The organism is Clostridium sp. (genome assembly GCF_050717515.1).
Taxonomy (GTDB): Bacteria; Bacillota; Clostridia; order Clostridiales; family Clostridiaceae; genus Clostridium_AD.
The window spans coordinates 33,183-50,474 of the sequence record NZ_JBOITL010000001.1 but is presented as its reverse complement, the minus strand read 5'-3'; the positions used below and the strand labels follow the sequence as shown (position 1 = coordinate 50,474).

Below are 17,292 nucleotides of genomic sequence, written 5' to 3'. Positions count from 1 at the left end.
CGACTAAAATTACTTTTTTATCTAAAGTAATTAACTGGTCAAGCGAAATGTTATTTCGCTATTTTACCTATTTCTCTGTTTAATTTTCAAAGACCAACTTACTTTGTCATCATGTGACGACTTCTACTATTTTACTAGGTATTGCTTGTTTTGTCAACAACTTTTCAAAATTTATTTTCATCTGAAAACATATTAAATAGTAATCAACATCTAGCTTACAGTGCCACTTGTTTGTGACGACAAGGAATATTCTATCATGTACACACATAATACATTTATACTAACTATCCAAATACGACAATTATATATAACATTCTTTATAATACTACTAATTATGAAGTTTCTTTGACACCGATACACTAGGGCTAGTATACTTTATTTAATCAAAAAAAAACACTAAATTCACCTTACTCTGAATGCTTTATAGTTCATAATGCGTATTTACTTAGTCGTATTTAAGCTGATCTTTCATCCCTCATTAATTTGTATATATATTTTTTGGGTAATTGCATGAACTCAATCCACTTAGCTTTCCATATTATTATTTCATCTATATATATGAAGCAACGTAAAAAAGCCAATGATTTATCATCGACTTAACCTTTATCCTACATATATACTTACCATTCATATTCCTTTAAAATCAAACTATTAAACTATATCTCATTTAAAAAAACCTCAACCATGTCTTTTTTACATTGAAATCCTAGCACCTTTAATGAGTTTTGTAATGCTAATAGAGTATATGCCATTTTATCCTTTTTAGCATTTTCACCCATATGCCCTATTCTTATTACTTTCCCTTGTAGATACCCAAATGAACCAGCTATAAATACATTAAATTCCTCACGCATATGTTTTAATAGTTCTTTATCATCTATACCCTTAGGTATTTCTATAACTGTTACAGTATTAGAATATCCCTCTTCGATGTATAACGTAAGCCCCCCTTCCATTACAGCTTTTCTTGTAGCTTTACCAATAGAATTATGTCTTTGAATTACCTCTTTATCTTCCAATATATTATCAATAGCCTGTCTTAGTCCAACAATATCGCTTATTGGTGGTGTATATGGGAACCATTTATTTTCGTAATAATCCTTCCATACAAGTAAATTGCAATAGTAAGAAGCTATAGGCTTTTTTCTCTGCTGCATTAATTTAAATGCAGCTTCACTTATACTTATAAAAGTTAGACCCGCTGGAGCCGAAACACATTTTTGGGAAGCGCCTAATGCAATATCTATTTCCCATTCATCTACTCTTATATCTTCTCCACCCATGGCAGCTACACTATCTACTACAGATAATATACCATTTTTCTTTAGCATAGGACATATTTTATCTATTTCATTCAAAACTCCTGAAGGAGTATCACAATGTACTACAGTAGCATATTTAAAATCATGATCTTTCTCTAAAAATTTCTCTAGCTCTATTGTATCTATCTTACATTTTCTGTCCCCTTTAAAAAAGACTACTTCTCCACCGTACATCTTAACAAAATCCGCAAACCCTTCTCCAAATATTCCATTCTCAATTACAAGTACCCTATCATGAGTCTCAGTTAGAGACGCGCATGCTGCTTCAAGGCCTAAAATCCCCTCGCCACTTAGTATTCTAACCTGGTTATTAGTGTTTAAAAATCGGCCTATTTTATCACAAGTTTGCTTGTAAAATTCATAAAACTGTAAATCTAAATCTGGATTAGTTGTGGCTAAAGCTCTTGCCATTCTTACGTTTTCTCTTACCTCCGTAGGTCCTGGAGTCATTATTTGAGACACTTTCATAATTTTCACTCCTTAAAATGTAGTTTACAACGTCATATTAAAAATTATATCACTGTTAATGGATTTTAAAAAATGTATCCATACAATGTCGTTTCACATTTATATCCATGACACTATTATAAATTAACCAATGCTATAAATTCCATACTTACATGTATAATTTTTTGATTTTTTATTTTCATTGTATATTTTTTAGTTTTTTGGAGATATTTGTAACAAGTTATGTATTTTCATGTTTTGCATGGAGATATCACAAATTTAAAAGTAGGTGTAAAACTATAAGTATGAAAAATAATCTTATTAATTGTAAATTTATATTGCTAACAATTATTTATGCTACAGTTTGCATAATAATGATTAAATATTTTACTGCATTCAACGCTATAGCCCTAAATATTTTTGAAAAAGTAAATTTCCCAAAAATTGTTGATTCCCCTGCATATACAACAACACTTTCAAAAAAAATAGCGTCCAATAATTATGTAGATGATCCCTATACATTAAATGAACCTGCTCCCCTTAAAAGCTATTATACAAAAAAATCCAGCATTAACTCAAACATTATTGACCATAAAAAAACTCCAGTTGTTAATGCTCATCTCCCAGATTATTTAATGTACAAGAATGTTAATATAACAAATTTAAAGGAATTTCTAAAATCAAAAAACTCTATTCTAGTTCAAGAACCTTATTTTTCAGCAATATTATCTGCAAGCAAAGATTTCAATCTAAATCCACTTGTACTGTTCGCTATTGCAGGTCAAGAACAATCCTTTGTACCAAAAGACGCTAAAAACGCCTATAAGATTGCTAACAATCCCTTTAATGTGTTTATTAGTTGGAAAAAATATAATACTAATATCCAAGATGCTGCTAGCATTGCTGCAAGAACCATAGTAAATTTGTGTAAAAACAAGCCTAATAATATTGAAGCCTTTACTTGGGTTAATAGAAAATACTCTGAAGATAAAAATTGGTCAAAAGCTGTTCGCTCGATATTTAATAAACTTGAAGATAATGTTTCTTATTGGAAATAAGTTAGCCCCGATATAATTATATATTTCGAAAGTTAGTTTATGTGAATTTTCAGCCATATCTATATTGTACCTTGGTGTTTTAAAATATCAGCATTTTGTACTAGTTTAACCCACAGAGAATGGTCATTAAGAATCTTTCTTTCACGATTAAACCTTAGAATTTGATTTTAAATTCACTAAAAATCCATCTCCGGCTACTCATCTTAATACCTCAATTTTTAAAATCTTTGTAATTATTCCATAGTCTCATAATAGGGGTTGATAGTTTAAGTAAATCAATACTACTATCACTACTACATACACTATCCACTACTTTATCTATAATTTTGTTATCTAAATTCCTAACTTCAAAATCTATTTGATCATCCGTTAAACTCTCTAAAAATCTTCTAAAAACAAGAGAATGATTATAATTCTCAAATAGTGGTTTAGCAAGTTTCTCATAATCTCCTAATGCACAAATATCATATGCAGCATATATTCCTGTTAAAATTGATGTATATTGTCCAAAGCCGAGACCTGGCGAAACAGTACCAAAACAATTCCCAACAAAATACGTATTATCAATAATAGCTTTATCACATATTCCCATCATATATCTTGTAATTTCAAAGTTATCAGTTATCCTAAGGTTTTGGTCCAAGTCCACACATGCTAAATTATAGAATTTTTCCCACATATCATTTATATCTAATTTTATATTGTCAGGATAATCAGGATATGCAATAACTAAATTTGCTTCACTTTCAGAAAAAGGTATAAGCCAAGCATATCCTTTAGGCAATATCTCATAATTAAACCATACATGAGAATTGCTCCGTGTAAACTCACCTTGAACTGTTGCTCCTTTTATAGTGCATGTAAGATCACATCTATAATTACCTAAATGAGAAGCATATTCTCCATCTCCAGTCGCTAATACTACATGCTTGAAATTTTTGCACAACTCTTCATATTCGTAGGTTGAATTAAATGTAATCTTAGATTTAACTTGTTTCTCTAATTGACATTCATATGAATTCTCGTTTCTACCGCGTACATTTGTATATCCAATTTTTCCATTGATAGTGCCAATGGCATTTTTAGAATGTATAAATAGTTTATCAACTTCATCTATAGGTGTTAAATTTATATGGTGTTTCTCTGCTATGTAAGGTACCCAGTCTTTACACGGTCTATTAAGTATACTAAACATTGCTTCCGCATTAACAAATCTATCTCCCACACTGTTTCTTTTCTCAAAAATGATTGGTGTGATTCCATGCCTCTCCAGTGTTATTGCACAACAAAGTCCAGACATTCCACCACCCATTATAGCAACTTCCATTATAAACACCTCCTTGTATAGTGTTTATCTAAATAAAATTTCTATACATTATTTGAAATTGAAATAATTATTTATAGGTTACTTAATATATCTAATTATTTTTCATAATTTTTATACCAATATAGAATACAAGGTAAGCAGATAATACCTGCGATTAATAACAAAGAATACTGGTAAGCCTTTAACATCCACATAAACTGTTCATTATTATATTGACCAATCTCATTTGGCACAAAATACATTGAAGTGAATTTATAAGAAAGCATCGGAGAGCAAATGATCATTAAAATCCCCATAATAAATTGACTTATCTTTGAACCTTTTTTAACAAAAATAGCTTCTTTATCAACTTCGGTTTTTTCAATTAACGCACACTCACAATCACTACAAATTGTATACCCCTCTTGATATTCACTTTTACATTTTGGACATATTAACATACTCAACCCCCTATTAATTTATGATTTAATATTCCATAAATTACAAATGTTTAAGTATCATAGATTTTACAATTGGTGAACAATTTTTAAAAATGTAAATTATCACTTAAGTTTCTCTGGTGCTAATGCTCTCATATTTAAAATATAACCACATTTTGTACATACCTCCGCACTGACTTGTGACCCATTCATGATTTTTAATAATGCGTCAATAGGATACAATTTTGCATTAATATCAAGCTTAGCCTGTGCAATTTTTTTACAGCCACATTCTGGGCATTTCTTTTCTACTTCCATTAAATTATCCTCCATTCTGCATATTTATTTACATAATATATTATTCAGAGAAACTAATTATTATAACAAAGCCGGAATAAATTACGACTGTTATATTATAAGTTTTGAAACTGCCGATTAGCTTTTTTAGCAAAACTTTATTTTAATTTAGTCAGGTCTTTTTTCGAAAGAGCAGGTTTCTTTTTTAATGTGACACAAATATACATAACCAGAAATGCTGTAAGCCCTCCACCTGTATCTACCATCACATCTCTAAAAGCCGGTCCCCTTCCCGGAACAAAAGCCTGATGGAACTCATCCGAGCATGCATATAAAAACACCATTAGTAGTATCCATATAAAAACTTTAAAGCCCCAATTTTTCTTTGTATTTATAGCCCTATATAACAGAATATATAAAATAAAATATTCAGTAAAATGTGCTGCTTTTCTAACTATAAAATCACTGAGCGTCCCAAGTATACTATTTAAATCTAGCCCAATAAATTTGAATATGTATATAACAAATTTATTATTTTCACTTGATACCTCCCCAGGTTGACTGGAAAACATAAATATTAATATCATCCACCCTATAACCAAAATCCAATTCATATGTTTTTTCTTCATATATGCGCCCCTCAATTATTTTTCTTTATTAATACTTTTATTATGATTTATGTAAATATGCTTGTCAATATTCCTTTGTAAACTGCCCTTAAAAATCAGATTGTAATAACTATATGTAGTAATCCTATAAAGTCAGATTTTATATTTCTATAAATTCCCATAAAAATATTTGTTTTGCAGGTTGACAAATCTCAACTTGCAAGTTAGAATAAATGTAAGTTATTTTTCTAAAAACTGTGATGAGAAGAGTATATATAGGAAGTAGTTAAAGCGAGTGGATTATAGTGAGAGTTCCATATGACGCCTATGTTGAAGAACATCTCTGAGTTTCCAGCTGAAATCCTTGTGAAATTAGGTGTGGACGGAGCCTAACCGTTATATATAGGGCAGTATCGAATATTTTTTCCGTACTGATTACGAGTGAGCTTTTAAAGCTAATTTAGGTGGTACCACGGAAGTTTAACCTTTCGTCCTAGAAATAAGGATGAAAGGTTTTTTGTTTTTTGTAACAATATTAGAACATATAGCATGGCCATGCTAATCATTAGAAAAAATTACAAAACTACTAGGAGGTTTTATTTATGATTACTTACAAAAAAGAACTTGCAATTCCAGTTGGCTACAAACCACTTCTCGGATTAAAAGATACGGAAATTGCTATTAAACAAGTAAAGGATTATTTTGAAAATAGAATAGCAAAAGAGTTAACTCTTACAAGAGTCTCAGCTCCTCTTTTCGTAAAATCTGATACTGGAATAAATGATAACCTAAACGGTACTGAACGAGTTGTTTCCTTTGATATGAAAGCTTTAGCTGGTACAAATATTGAAATTGTTAATTCACTAGCTAAGTGGAAACGTATGGCTTTATATAGATATGACTTTGAAGTAGGCGAAGGGCTATACACTGATATGAATGCTATAAGACGTGATGAAGATTTAGATAACCTTCACTCTATATATGTAGACCAATGGGATTGGGAAAAGGTTATTTTAAAAAAAGAAAGAACTTTAGATAAATTAAAAGAAATTGTAACTAATCTTTATAAAGTTTTTAAAGATACTGAAGATCATATCCACAAATTACATCCTAAAATAGAAAAGTTTTTACCCGAGGAAATTTTCTTTATAACTACGCAAGAACTTGAGGATTTGTACCCTTCTTTTACTTCAAAAGAAAGAGAAGATGCTATATGTAAAGAAAAGATTGCAGTATTTATAATGCAAATTGGTGGTATACTTAAATCCGGTGAAAAGCATGATGGTAGAGCTCCTGACTATGATGATTGGTCACTTAATGGAGATATAGTATTCTGGAATCCAATACTTGAAAAGGCCTTTGAGCTTTCCTCTATGGGAATAAGGGTTGATGAAATAGCACTAAGAAAGCAACTTAAAGTGGCAGGTTGCGAGGAGCGAAGTTCCTTTGAATTCCATAAGCTACTATTGGAAGGTAAACTCCCATACACTGTAGGCGGTGGTATAGGTCAATCTAGAATATGTATGTATTTTCTAAATAAAGCTCATATTGGTGAGGTTCAATCTTCAATATGGACAGATGAAATGATAAATGATTGTTTGGAAGCAAATATAGTTTTACTTTAATGATATTAAAAACACTGAAAATAATTAATTATTTTCAGTGTTTTTTAAAATAACAAACAGAAAAATTCTGAGGGAGTTTAAATTTCCTTCTGAAGTCTATAATATTGCAGCTTCGCAGAAGATGATTTAACCTTATTTAAGTGCTATAAACATACATCTAAATTAACTTTATTTCAAATACTTTAGGCCACATCTTTCCAGTTACAAAAAATCTATTATTTTCACTATCAAAGGTTATTCCATTAAGTGTACCTGCATTTTTATATTCCTTAGGACTTAACAACCCTTTAAGGTCTATCCACCCAGTTACTTTTCCACTATAAGGACAAATTCTAGCAATTTTATCACTTCTCCATATATTAGCATAAATTTCACCTTTAGTGAATTCCAGTTCATTTAGTCTTGTAATAGGCTTAAATTCATCATGAACTTTAATACTATATACCTTTTTAAAGTTTTTGGGATTTAAAAAAAATATTTCATCTGTACCATCACTCATAATTAAATGCTCATCATTATGAGTAATTCCCCAGCCTTCTGTATTATAGTAAAATTTGTCAATTAGATTAAAGTTATCTTTATCGTAAATAAATCCCACCTTAGATTTCCATGTTAACTGAAAAATTTTATCATGGTAAAGTGTAATGCCCTCACCAAAATAATCTTCATCTAATTTGTGTAGTTTTAAAATCTCACCTGTTTGTAATTGTACTTTACGCAATGTGGACTCATTATATTTACCCGTGCTTTCATAAATACACCCAGATTCATATACTAACCCTTCAGTAAAAGCACTAGCATCATGTGGATAAGTGTTTATAATGTCGTAAGAATATATTGGAATATTTTTAAAATACACCATAACCCTCACATCCCTACTTAATTTATGTTTACCATATTATATGTACATTTCAACACTTATGTTAATATTAATGTAAAACAAATAATATATTATTACTTTATCTGTGCATAACATATGCATAACTATATAAATTATACAATCTCACACTAAATTTTTACCCAAAAAATTCTGGCGTTTTAATATTATCTGCTCTTATCGCCTTTTTCATTATGGTAAGACCAATAGTTTGACTATCTTTATCAATGGAGCAGGGATATTTTGTGCCGCAGGTACTACATTCTATATATTCCTTGAAGCAAGTTTGTTCTCTATTATCAAATAAAAATGGAAGATTTTCAGGTCCTTCCTCCTCTATATTTTGGTTAACTGTGTCTATTTTATATGTATAGAGGAAAGTGGCTTCATGCTTTATTTCGAAGTTTTTGCTATTACATTTTGGACAATTAAGTGATTCATTTATTTTCAACTAATTACTTCCTTTCTAGCTTATTATATTTATAGTCTATGTTTATTTTTATTTCCTATTCGTCTTATTATACTTAGAGTTTTATAGTATTTTTATACATTAAATGATAAAATATGTATTATAAGTAATATAAAAGTCTAATAGTATTAATTTCAATCTAAATTATAATCTTACATAATAAAAAGGGGGATTTATAAATGAAAATTAAAACTAAAAAAACAATACTACTTTTAGGACTTCTAAGCCTATCTACATTTATGGTTGCATGTATGCCTGGTGATGGCAGTTACTCTGCAGCTAAACCTGCAAATTTCTTATCCGGAATTTGGCATGGATGGATTGCACCTATATCTCTAATTTTAGGTATATTTAATAGGAGCCACCGTGTTTATGAGATTGTAAATTCTGGTTGGTGGTATGATTTTGGATTCTATGTAGCTATCATTAGTGGTTTTGGTGGTCTTTCTTTACGTCGCAGAAAGAGAAAAGAAAAGTAGTACTCAATTATTCTATTACCTAATAGTAATATTAATGGTAAACTAGTAGTAAATAAAATTGTTTTTATTATTGATTTTTTACATCTATGCTCATCGTGTATCATAGGTGTAAAAATAAGATTGGAGGTTTACGCTTTGATTAATACTAGAAAACAAATAAGTACATCTATATTAGAATCACAAAATTTATTTCAAGATATATTTGTTCCTGTTAATAAGAGGCAGGGATTTATTAAATCAAAATCCCCTAATATACCTATTTATTTTTATAGATATATTGGTATTAGTGAAAATAGTGAACTCTATTATGAGAATTTACATAAACTAAACCATAAACTTACTTCACTTGAAAGCTTATATATAAATTTTACCTCTGGAATACCAGTGAAAATATTATCTACATCTATATCTGAGATACCCTGGAATGGACTTCTAAGTTCTAACTCAACTGAAAGAAATACACTAATGAGTATTCTTAAAACTAAAGCCCTATTTCCTGAGTTTAATAACAACTTTTTCAATGATTATATCCAAAATAGCTTTGATGAAACCCTGGCTCTCTATTTAGCAAATGAACCTAATACTACAGAAACTGTAATTAAGAATTTTGCTGTTAAATTGCTGGGGTGGACTTTGGACTTCGCTCCAAAACTATTTCATAGCTCTAATTATAATTCTAGACAAGATTCCGATATTATAAATCCTAAGGTGCTTTTTTATGGTGAGATCAAAAAGCATGAAATTTATTTTTTGATACTCTTGTCTAAACTAAGTTGTGATGTCATATATATTAATACCCTATCAGATATGGATTTTTCAAAAATAGATAAACTAAATATTCATTCAAAATTTATAAAGCTACCTAAAACTCAGCCATTAATAGATTTGGATTTAAAAGTAAACCACGACTTTAAGAAAACTATTGTTGATGACACTAGTAAATTTAAAGAAACTATTATTGAGCACAAGCAACCTATTATAGAAAATAAAAAGCTACCTACAGATATAAGCTTTAAGGGTTCCATTAACACTTTACTTAAAAGCAGCATGAGTATATTTAATGATTTAATATTGCCTGTAAATAAAAGGATTGGGTTTATAGGAGGCACCGTACCTTTTGTCCCTGTATACTTTTATAGATATATAGGAATAAAGGAAAATGAAGATGATTATTATAACGACTTATTTAGATTAGATAAAAATTTAAGTATGTTCGATGGATTATATTTAAAATTTACAGACTCTATACCTATACGCACCGTTCCTAAATTAATCACTAGCACTCTAAATATATGGCAGCATGTAGATCCTTTTGATGCTTCACTAACTGCTAAGATTGCTGCACTACTTATGGAACATAAAGTTTTTCCAACTAATAACAGTACTTTAAATTGTTCTATGGCAAATAGTTTTAGCTATATATTAGATTTATACTGCAAGGAAGAAAAGAATTTAAACTTATCTAAAGTTAAAAATTTTTCACTTAAATTACTTTCTTGGGTTCATGATTTTGTTCCAACACTTGTTAAGAATTTTCACTTTCAAGATACTTCCTCTGATGAAATTTCAAACCCTAAAATTATATATTATGGTGAAATTAAAAAGCATGAGCTTTTATTCTTAATTTTTTTATCTAAATTAGGTTGTGATGTGCTATATATAAATTCTTTAAGTGATAGTATTTTAGACCTTACAGAATATAGCGAAATTTTTTCAAAGTGCTTTGAACTCCCATATAAGGCTGATTTAAAGGAATTCCCCAAAGAAGAGAAGCTTATACGTCAAGAAACTATTGCTGCCTCGGCATCTAGAGAATTATCGAATTCACTGTATGCTGATGGAGATGGTTTTTATAGACCTTGGCAATTTGAGGAGTATAAAACTCAGCCTGCTACACTTAATACTACCTTTCATGAGTTTAAACTTTTATGGAATGAGCCATCTAGTCTTCGCACAGGATTTAGAGTAGAGAATAACACCGTATACATTCCAAACTTATTCGCAAAAATAAGTGGCGTTCCCAGTGATTTAACTTTATATTGGAAGGATTTTTTTCATTTAAAATCCGCAGACAATACATTGTTTATACCAGGGATTCCTTTTACTAATATAACTTACTCTAAAACTGATTTATACTCCTTAGCCTTTGTACTTGATAATAATGGATTTGTTGATGAAAAAAAACTACTAACCCATAGTTGTTATAAATTTTCTTATTTAAAAACTTCTCTGCAACATATTATCTTAGAAAAAATAAATTATTTTCTAAAAACAGATATGCTAAAAAAAGCTATAGATAAGGATTTCAAATTAAAGATTTTAATGACTATTTTAAATGCTGATAAAAACATACTACAACTAATACAACAGTATGATTATCCTTCAAAAATACCTAAGCTTCTTATTTATGATAATAATGAAAGTATTTTTAGTGATGAAGATTGCATTATGCTATGTTTCTTAAACCTATTTGGATTTGACATTAGTATATTAACCCCTACTGGCTATAATAATATAGAAGGTAAAATCCAGGAAAAGTTCTATGATACTCATAGATTAGAAGAGGTGAATTTTAGTTTACCCTTACCTGATTTTAATGACGAGAAAAAATATACCAAAGAAAAAGGTAAAAGCTTCTTCTCTAATATTTTTAACTTTAAATAATTATATCTATTATCTCCAAAACTGAAATAAGAACCTTATATCCTATACTTCAACTAAAATAATAGGTAGACAACATAGTATTCTATGTATATTCTACCTATTTTTTTTACTTTAATTAATTATAAATAAGATACTTTACTACTCTATGCTTCTAATAAATATTTAAAAGCATTTTAGCAAATTCTATATTATCAAATTTATTTTCTTTTATATAATTTAATACATCAATTGTATAAGTTTTGTGATGTCCTATGATCTTTGAGAAGACTTGGATGAATTCAACTATATTTTCTTTAGAATCTTGTTTATTATATAGATATTTTCCAACCAAATAAAATCTAATAAATGAATATCTTATCAAAAGCATAATATACCCATCAAACATTGATTCTGTTTCAGAAAATGGAAACATGTTGTTATATATAAAATTAACCAAATAATTTTCAAAAATATAGCTATTATTATTTATAAATTTCTCAGTATAATCTTCAAATGCTTTTATGTAAAACTCTGAATATTTACTTATGTCCTCTTCTTCCTCAAATTTGAATTCAACTATAATTTGCTTAGTGTATTCCTTAAAAGAAAGACTGTCCACTTCTTTAGATACATTTAGAAAGCCCACCATCTTTTTGAAAAAAACCATCTCATCACTATAACTTAATTGATTTTTTCCATAAGAATCGCTAACTGAATTTATATCATATTCTTTAATAAATTTAGGTACATTATTATAATTATGTTTAAATTCTTTTTCTAATGCATTTATAAATACACCTAGTATATATAACCTTTGACTTAAAACAAATTTTCTATTTTTTATTATTTTAATACTCAAATCTCTAATTTCTTTAAAATATTTTACAGGTGAATTATTGAATTTTTTAGATTTAGTATCAATATCACTTGATACTATGTGTTTTTCTAAATTTTCCGCGCCTTCTTCAAATTCAATTCCTTGTTCTTTTAGTAAAATAATTCTTGCAGCTTCTGGGCAAGCTACATCAAGGGACATTTCATAATATCCATCTACTTTATTAATTATTCTAGGGAAAGATGTGCAAACATTTGAAAGATATTCCTCTCCAAGCTTAGAATAAATAATACAATAATTTTCTTCATCTAAAAAAGGACACCTTTTCCCACTTGTTAATTTTACTTTTCCATAATCTACATTACTATCTAGATAATTATCATTATTATGAACATTTTTTTGAAACATTCTCTTCATTTCTTTGTCTTGAACTTTATAATACTGTCTGAAGGTGATCTTATCAATATCTATATCCCATCCAACACAACAACTATCTTCACACTTTCCACCTATACACTTAAATTCTTTAAGATATCTAGGATATCTTTTTTCAATATTTTTTCCCATTGTATACTTCCTTTCCATGTTACTAGACCGTCTCTATTCCATAATTATCGCACAGTGCTTGAAGGCCCCCTCTAAATCCGCTACCTATACAATTAATCTTCCACTCACTTTTATATCTGTATATCTCCGCTACTACCATAGCTGTTTCTATCGATAAATTTTCATTGAATTTATAGTTTAAAATTTCTTGTTTACTGTCGCCAGCTATAATTCTAAAATATCCATCTGATAACTGTCCAAAATTTTGGATCCTTTCATCTGCTTCATAAATAGTTACAGTAAATGCCAATTTTTGAATGTTGGCTGGTATTAGATTTAAATCTAACTGAATGCACTCATTATAAGCATCTTTAAGACAAGTATCGTGATCTGCTTTAATAACTATTCCTCCACAAGTACTCTTGGTATTTTCATAAAAAATAAAATCTTTTTCTATTGTTTTGTCATTTGTATCCACCATAAATACCGATACATCTAACTCAAACTCATTAGGTCCCTTTGAGATTGAATTATAATCTAATGTTACTATTAATTTTGAAAGATTCTTAGCATTCTGATTTAGACTTAATTTTTGCCCTTTTCCTAATTTAATGCTTTTTGTAACATCCACAATTTTTCTTTTTTCCATATTATTATTTGGCTTTATGGTGGCACTCCCTTTAGGTCCTACCGTGATGTTAGGTTGTACATTATTTGTGCTTTGAACTTTGTTTTGTTCTGTGTGCTGCTTTGCACCCATTACTAGATTAGAATTATTTTCTGGTCTGATGCTGGTTTCAATAATTAATTTCCCATATTGTTTCTTTTGAGACGTTACTATTTTTTTATTAGTATTATCAATAATTATAGCCACAAAAACATCCCTCCCTTAATCTATTGCAACATTTAATCCTGAGACTCTTTCATAAGGCTGGATAATTACTGTTTCTCCCTGAGAATTAAATTCTAACATATAGGATTCTCCAGAGGTTTGTCCAAGGAAAGTTTTCCAATTTACATCGGTCTTAAAATGAGGATCAGGACCTGTCCAACATACTACTGCATCAGGATCTACTACGCAAGGCGACTCTAAAATAATTGGATTTCCATTGGTAGTTATAACTACCTGAGGATTGCTGCCAATTGCGGTTAAATTTGATGTGAACATACCCTTTTGAGATATTACCCCGGATCCCATAAACCTAACTCCATATTTGCACCCTTCAGTAAAAGCGAGTAAATTTTCTCCTTCAACTCCTACGCTCTGACCTGGCTCTAGCGTAATTATAGTAATGTGTTGTGCTCTATTTGCCATATAATAACTACCATGCCCATTTACTTTCATAATATGAATATTTTCTCCAGTAAGCTTTCTAGCTGCTAGGTTCATAACAGATTTGAATATGCTTTGATTACTATTTGTATCTAATAATACCTTTTCAGAAGTAAAAGTACCCTTGTAAGCTACCATAGCACCTAATTTGGCGAAAAAGTGTCCCTCTCCTTCTGCAATACAAGTAAGTTCTTGATGATTTTTAAAATTAAACATGCGTATTAACTCCTTTCTCTTTTGCAATATAATTGAATTTCTCATTGTAAAAATTGTATTTTTGTGTAAACTTTATTTTTTGAATTCTATCTGTATATTATATCATACTGTATACTACTAGCCTTATTTAAATAATTTGTTTTTATATAAAAACTGGCCTAAAGCTAATATTGAAAAAATATTTAGCATACAAATCTTAACTCCAAAAAAAAATCATTTATAATCATTAATTTTACTTAACATCCAGTAATTCTTGTAATTCCTGTGTGTATTATGTAATTATGCAACGAACTATGTTATAATAATGTATTACAATCAGTAATTTATGGCCTTTGGGACTTACTGATTAATTTATTATGATAAATGGAGAAAAATTATGAGATATTTTAATGATATTAATAATTCACAAGACATTTTTTTTAAAACACCTTCATCTTACGATTTATTTTCCTCAAGAGAAGAATTGTCTTATGCACTAGGTGCATGTTTATATATGCCAGGAACAAGGGAAAATTTATTTGTGGACATAGTTTTTAGTAAAAGTATGGGAGCTCACACCATTACTCTTTGTATTGAAGATTCAGTATCATCCAATGAAGTTGTACAAGCTGAAAATAACATTATTGACCTTTTTATGAGGATAGACCTTCGTTTAAAAGAAGATTCTTCTTTTATTGATAGTCTACCTCTCATTTTTATTAGGGTTAGAAATGTTTGTCAACTTCAAAGGTTACTTAATGAATCTTCCTTAATAGGGCTTTGCGGTTTTATTTTTCCAAAATTTGATGCTGAAGTTGGAGAAAAATACTTTTCCGTCCTAAAAGAATATAATAGGTCAAATAAAAGAACTCTGTACGGAATGCCCATCCTTGAAACACCCAGCATAATTCATAAGGAAACGAGAGTAAACGAACTTACTAACGCAAAACAAATAATCGATTACTATAAACAATATGTTCTAAACATTCGAATTGGCGGAACAGATTTTTCAGGCTTATATAGTCTTAGGAGGAGTAAAGATTTTACCGTATACGACTTATCTGTAGTCAAAGATTGTATTAGTGATATAATAAATGTTTTTAAAAGAGATGATTATGTTATCTCTGGTGTAGTTTATGAATATTATAGCAAAGTTTTAGATTTTGAAAATAATGTTCTTATTAAAGAAACCCTTTTAGATAGAACTAATGGATTAATTGGTAAAACCGTTATACATCCTACCCAAGTAAATGTAGTAAATTCTCTTATGGTAGTTTCTAAGGAAGATTTTATAGATGCAAGTAACATCATTAATTCATCCCTTGACGGTGTAATAAAGAGCAATTACTCAAATAAAATGAATGAAATAAAACCCCATGAAAAATGGGCTAAAGAAATATTGTTAAAAGCTAAAATAATGGGGGTATTTGAAGATGGAAAATGTCACAGAGAATTGTTGCAACGAATCAATTCATTACAACATAGATAATAGACTAGACATATCACTTAATATAAAAGAAAACCTATGTAAAATTCCAGTATCCAATCTTTTTACTATGTCCGCTCGTGAAAATAAAAAAAGAGATTTCTTATTTGTAAGTAAGGTTATAGGAAAGCATATGCCAATGATTCCAGATACTCTGAAAATTATTGGAGGAATCTTGGCACGCCTTTGGATTAATGAAAGAGAGGACTCGCATGATTATCCTACTACTGAATTAGTTAATACCCTTATATCTTTAGATGTATCCCCTAACATAATGGATTTGGATTTAAAAAACGGACAAGAAATAGTTAAAATTCATAGTTTTCCAGTTAATATGGAAAACACACATACTATTTTAGACACTCCTATCAAACTTGCAAACAAAACTCTTTTTATAGGTTTTGCGGAGACTGCTACAGGTCTTGCTCAAGCAGTATTCCAAAACTTTTCAAATGCTGCTTATATACATACCACACGTGAAAAAATAACTTCTATAAAGCCTGCACTATTTTTTAATGAAGAACATTCTCACGCAGTAGAACATTCACTTTTCCCTTATGAAAATGACTTTTTTAATGATTTTGAAGATATAGTTTTAATAGACGATGAACTTACTACAGGTAAATCTGCATTAAATTTAATAAAATGTCTTCCCGGGAAATCTTTTGGAATATTATCCATACTAGACTGGAGAGATGCTATCAGCTATAAAATGTTCCATGATGAAAAAGGTATAGATGTTAGATTATGTTCCTTATTAAAGGGAGATATTAAGTGCAGTAAATCAAAAGATATTATTAGTGATGCTATAACCGCACCTCCTAGCTCCACTAAGTTAATCCCATATAAAGAGCATATTTTTGAAATGTCTGATAGCATTGAGGGCTACAACAAATCTACGGGTAGATTTGGACTTAGTTCACAAGATAATTGTAAAGTATTTGAAGAAATTAAATCAATATCTGAAGTACTAAAAAAAGAAAGAACTAAGGGTAACTGTCTTTGCATAGGTACTGGAGAATTTATATATTTACCTTGTAGTATAAGCGCTAAACTTGGAGATAATGTATACTTTCAGTCTACTACAAGAAGTCCCGTTCATGCTAGAAACATCGATTGTTATGGCAATAAAAATAAGGTTGCTTTTCAAAGTCCAGAAGATGACAATATAACTAACTACCTTTATAATATTCCTGATAATTTTTATAATCAGGTGTTTTTCTTTTCTGAAAAGCCTTTAACCAAAGAAAAAAAAGAAGAATTTAATAGACTTTTTTCACATTTTCATGTAGAATCCATTATATTTGCAAGTTGGATTGGCTAATA

General features: G+C 29.3%; 16 protein-coding genes and 1 other annotated feature. Of the genes, 6 read left to right on the top strand and 10 right to left on the bottom strand.

Going from position 1 to position 17,292, the window contains the following annotated elements; translation table 11 throughout:
* Positions 1-656 precede the first annotated feature (656 nt).
* The gene (locus ACREV6_RS00235; RefSeq protein WP_431576038.1) at positions 657-1,790 is read right to left on the bottom strand and encodes a pyridoxal-phosphate-dependent aminotransferase family protein; all 1,134 of its coding nucleotides are present in this window, start codon (positions 1,788-1,790) and stop codon (positions 657-659) included.
* A 284-nt stretch (positions 1,791-2,074) separates the two neighbouring features.
* Between ACREV6_RS00235 and ACREV6_RS00230 the strand changes: the two genes are divergently transcribed.
* Complete coding sequence (locus ACREV6_RS00230; protein WP_431576037.1) at positions 2,075-2,827, top strand: hypothetical protein; 753 nt, start codon at positions 2,075-2,077, stop codon at positions 2,825-2,827.
* A 211-nt stretch (positions 2,828-3,038) separates the two neighbouring features.
* Here ACREV6_RS00230 and ACREV6_RS00225 read toward each other — a convergent pair whose 3' ends face one another.
* From ACREV6_RS00225 to ACREV6_RS00210, 4 genes are all read right to left on the bottom strand, one after another.
* Positions 3,039-4,154, bottom strand: coding sequence for an NAD(P)-binding protein (locus tag ACREV6_RS00225; RefSeq protein WP_431576036.1), 1,116 nt, complete (start codon positions 4,152-4,154; stop codon positions 3,039-3,041).
* Positions 4,155-4,249: 95 nt separating this feature from the next.
* A complete protein-coding gene (locus ACREV6_RS00220; RefSeq protein WP_431576035.1) occupies positions 4,250-4,594 on the bottom strand; it encodes a hypothetical protein in 345 nt (114 codons plus the stop codon).
* Between the two features lie 102 nt (positions 4,595-4,696).
* Positions 4,697-4,891 (bottom strand): transcription initiation factor TFIIIB, encoded by a 195-nt coding sequence (locus ACREV6_RS00215; RefSeq protein WP_431576034.1) that lies wholly within the window; start codon positions 4,889-4,891, stop codon positions 4,697-4,699.
* 137 nt (positions 4,892-5,028) lie between these two features.
* On the bottom strand, positions 5,029-5,499 hold the full coding sequence (locus tag ACREV6_RS00210) for a VanZ family protein (protein ID WP_431576033.1): 471 nt from the start codon (positions 5,497-5,499) through the stop codon (positions 5,029-5,031).
* Between the two features lie 227 nt (positions 5,500-5,726).
* Positions 5,727-5,977 (top strand) — a binding site (T-box leader).
* Between the two features lie 103 nt (positions 5,978-6,080).
* Between ACREV6_RS00210 and asnA the strand changes: the two genes are divergently transcribed.
* A complete protein-coding gene (asnA, locus tag ACREV6_RS00205) occupies positions 6,081-7,103 on the top strand; it encodes an aspartate--ammonia ligase (protein WP_431576032.1) in 1,023 nt (340 codons plus the stop codon).
* A gap of 157 nt (positions 7,104-7,260) precedes the next feature.
* Here asnA and ACREV6_RS00200 read toward each other — a convergent pair whose 3' ends face one another.
* Both ACREV6_RS00200 and ACREV6_RS00195 read right to left on the bottom strand, forming a co-directional pair.
* Positions 7,261-7,965 (bottom strand): glutaminyl-peptide cyclotransferase, encoded by a 705-nt coding sequence (locus tag ACREV6_RS00200; RefSeq protein ID WP_431576031.1) that lies wholly within the window; start codon positions 7,963-7,965, stop codon positions 7,261-7,263.
* A 154-nt stretch (positions 7,966-8,119) separates the two neighbouring features.
* On the bottom strand, positions 8,120-8,431 hold the full coding sequence (locus ACREV6_RS00195) for a hypothetical protein (RefSeq protein ID WP_431576030.1): 312 nt from the start codon (positions 8,429-8,431) through the stop codon (positions 8,120-8,122).
* 257 nt (positions 8,432-8,688) lie between these two features.
* Between ACREV6_RS00195 and ACREV6_RS00190 the strand changes: the two genes are divergently transcribed.
* Complete coding sequence (locus ACREV6_RS00190; RefSeq protein WP_431576040.1) at positions 8,689-8,928, top strand: hypothetical protein; 240 nt, start codon at positions 8,689-8,691, stop codon at positions 8,926-8,928.
* Between the two features lie 135 nt (positions 8,929-9,063).
* Entirely contained in the window at positions 9,064-11,592 is a 2,529-nt protein-coding gene (locus tag ACREV6_RS00185) for a YceG family protein (protein WP_431576029.1), read from the top strand.
* Positions 11,593-11,743: 151 nt separating this feature from the next.
* Here the strand turns inward: ACREV6_RS00185 and fliB are convergent, their stop codons facing one another.
* The 3 genes from fliB to ACREV6_RS00170 are packed head-to-tail and all read right to left on the bottom strand — an operon-like array spanning position 11,744 to position 14,501.
* A complete protein-coding gene (gene fliB / locus ACREV6_RS00180) occupies positions 11,744-12,973 on the bottom strand; it encodes a flagellin lysine-N-methylase (RefSeq protein ID WP_431576028.1) in 1,230 nt (409 codons plus the stop codon).
* A 22-nt stretch (positions 12,974-12,995) separates the two neighbouring features.
* Positions 12,996-13,826 (bottom strand): TerD family protein, encoded by an 831-nt coding sequence (locus tag ACREV6_RS00175; RefSeq protein ID WP_431576027.1) that lies wholly within the window; start codon positions 13,824-13,826, stop codon positions 12,996-12,998.
* Between the two features lie 15 nt (positions 13,827-13,841).
* Positions 13,842-14,501 carry an AIM24 family protein gene (locus ACREV6_RS00170; RefSeq protein WP_431576026.1) on the bottom strand — a complete coding sequence of 220 codons (660 nt, stop codon included), beginning with the start codon at positions 14,499-14,501 and terminating at the stop codon, positions 13,842-13,844.
* Between the two features lie 376 nt (positions 14,502-14,877).
* On the opposite strand from ACREV6_RS00170, the gene ACREV6_RS00165 reads away from it, so the two are divergent.
* Positions 14,878-15,969, top strand: a complete 1,092-nt coding sequence (locus ACREV6_RS00165) for an HpcH/HpaI aldolase/citrate lyase family protein (protein WP_431576025.1) — start codon at positions 14,878-14,880, stop codon at positions 15,967-15,969.
* Complete coding sequence (locus ACREV6_RS00160) at positions 15,914-17,290, top strand: phosphoribosyltransferase family protein (RefSeq protein ID WP_431576024.1); 1,377 nt, start codon at positions 15,914-15,916, stop codon at positions 17,288-17,290. The genes ACREV6_RS00165 and ACREV6_RS00160 overlap by 56 nt, the downstream gene beginning before the upstream one ends.
* The last annotated feature ends 2 nt before the right edge of the window (positions 17,291-17,292 follow it).

Excerpts from the sequence above, each read along its gene's own strand:
- ACREV6_RS00200 (WP_431576031.1), bottom strand. The coding sequence starts at position 7,965 with ATGGTGTATTTTAAAAATATTCCAATATATTCTTACGACATTATAAAC.
- asnA (WP_431576032.1), top strand. The coding sequence starts at position 6,081 with ATGATTACTTACAAAAAAGAACTTGCAATTCCAGTTGGCTACAAACCA.
- ACREV6_RS00215 (WP_431576034.1), bottom strand. The coding sequence starts at position 4,891 with ATGGAAGTAGAAAAGAAATGCCCAGAATGTGGCTGTAAAAAAATTGCA.
- fliB (WP_431576028.1), bottom strand. The coding sequence starts at position 12,973 with ATGGGAAAAAATATTGAAAAAAGATATCCTAGATATCTTAAAGAATTT.
- ACREV6_RS00160 (WP_431576024.1), top strand. The coding sequence starts at position 15,914 with ATGGAAAATGTCACAGAGAATTGTTGCAACGAATCAATTCATTACAAC.
- ACREV6_RS00220 (WP_431576035.1), bottom strand. The coding sequence starts at position 4,594 with ATGTTAATATGTCCAAAATGTAAAAGTGAATATCAAGAGGGGTATACA.
- ACREV6_RS00190 (WP_431576040.1), top strand. The coding sequence starts at position 8,689 with ATGGTTGCATGTATGCCTGGTGATGGCAGTTACTCTGCAGCTAAACCT.
- ACREV6_RS00225 (WP_431576036.1), bottom strand. The coding sequence starts at position 4,154 with ATGGAAGTTGCTATAATGGGTGGTGGAATGTCTGGACTTTGTTGTGCA.
- ACREV6_RS00170 (WP_431576026.1), bottom strand. The coding sequence starts at position 14,501 with ATGTTTAATTTTAAAAATCATCAAGAACTTACTTGTATTGCAGAAGGA.
- ACREV6_RS00230 (WP_431576037.1), top strand. The coding sequence starts at position 2,075 with ATGAAAAATAATCTTATTAATTGTAAATTTATATTGCTAACAATTATT.
- ACREV6_RS00165 (WP_431576025.1), top strand. The coding sequence starts at position 14,878 with ATGAGATATTTTAATGATATTAATAATTCACAAGACATTTTTTTTAAA.
- ACREV6_RS00210 (WP_431576033.1), bottom strand. The coding sequence starts at position 5,499 with ATGAAGAAAAAACATATGAATTGGATTTTGGTTATAGGGTGGATGATA.
- ACREV6_RS00235 (WP_431576038.1), bottom strand. The coding sequence starts at position 1,790 with ATGAAAGTGTCTCAAATAATGACTCCAGGACCTACGGAGGTAAGAGAA.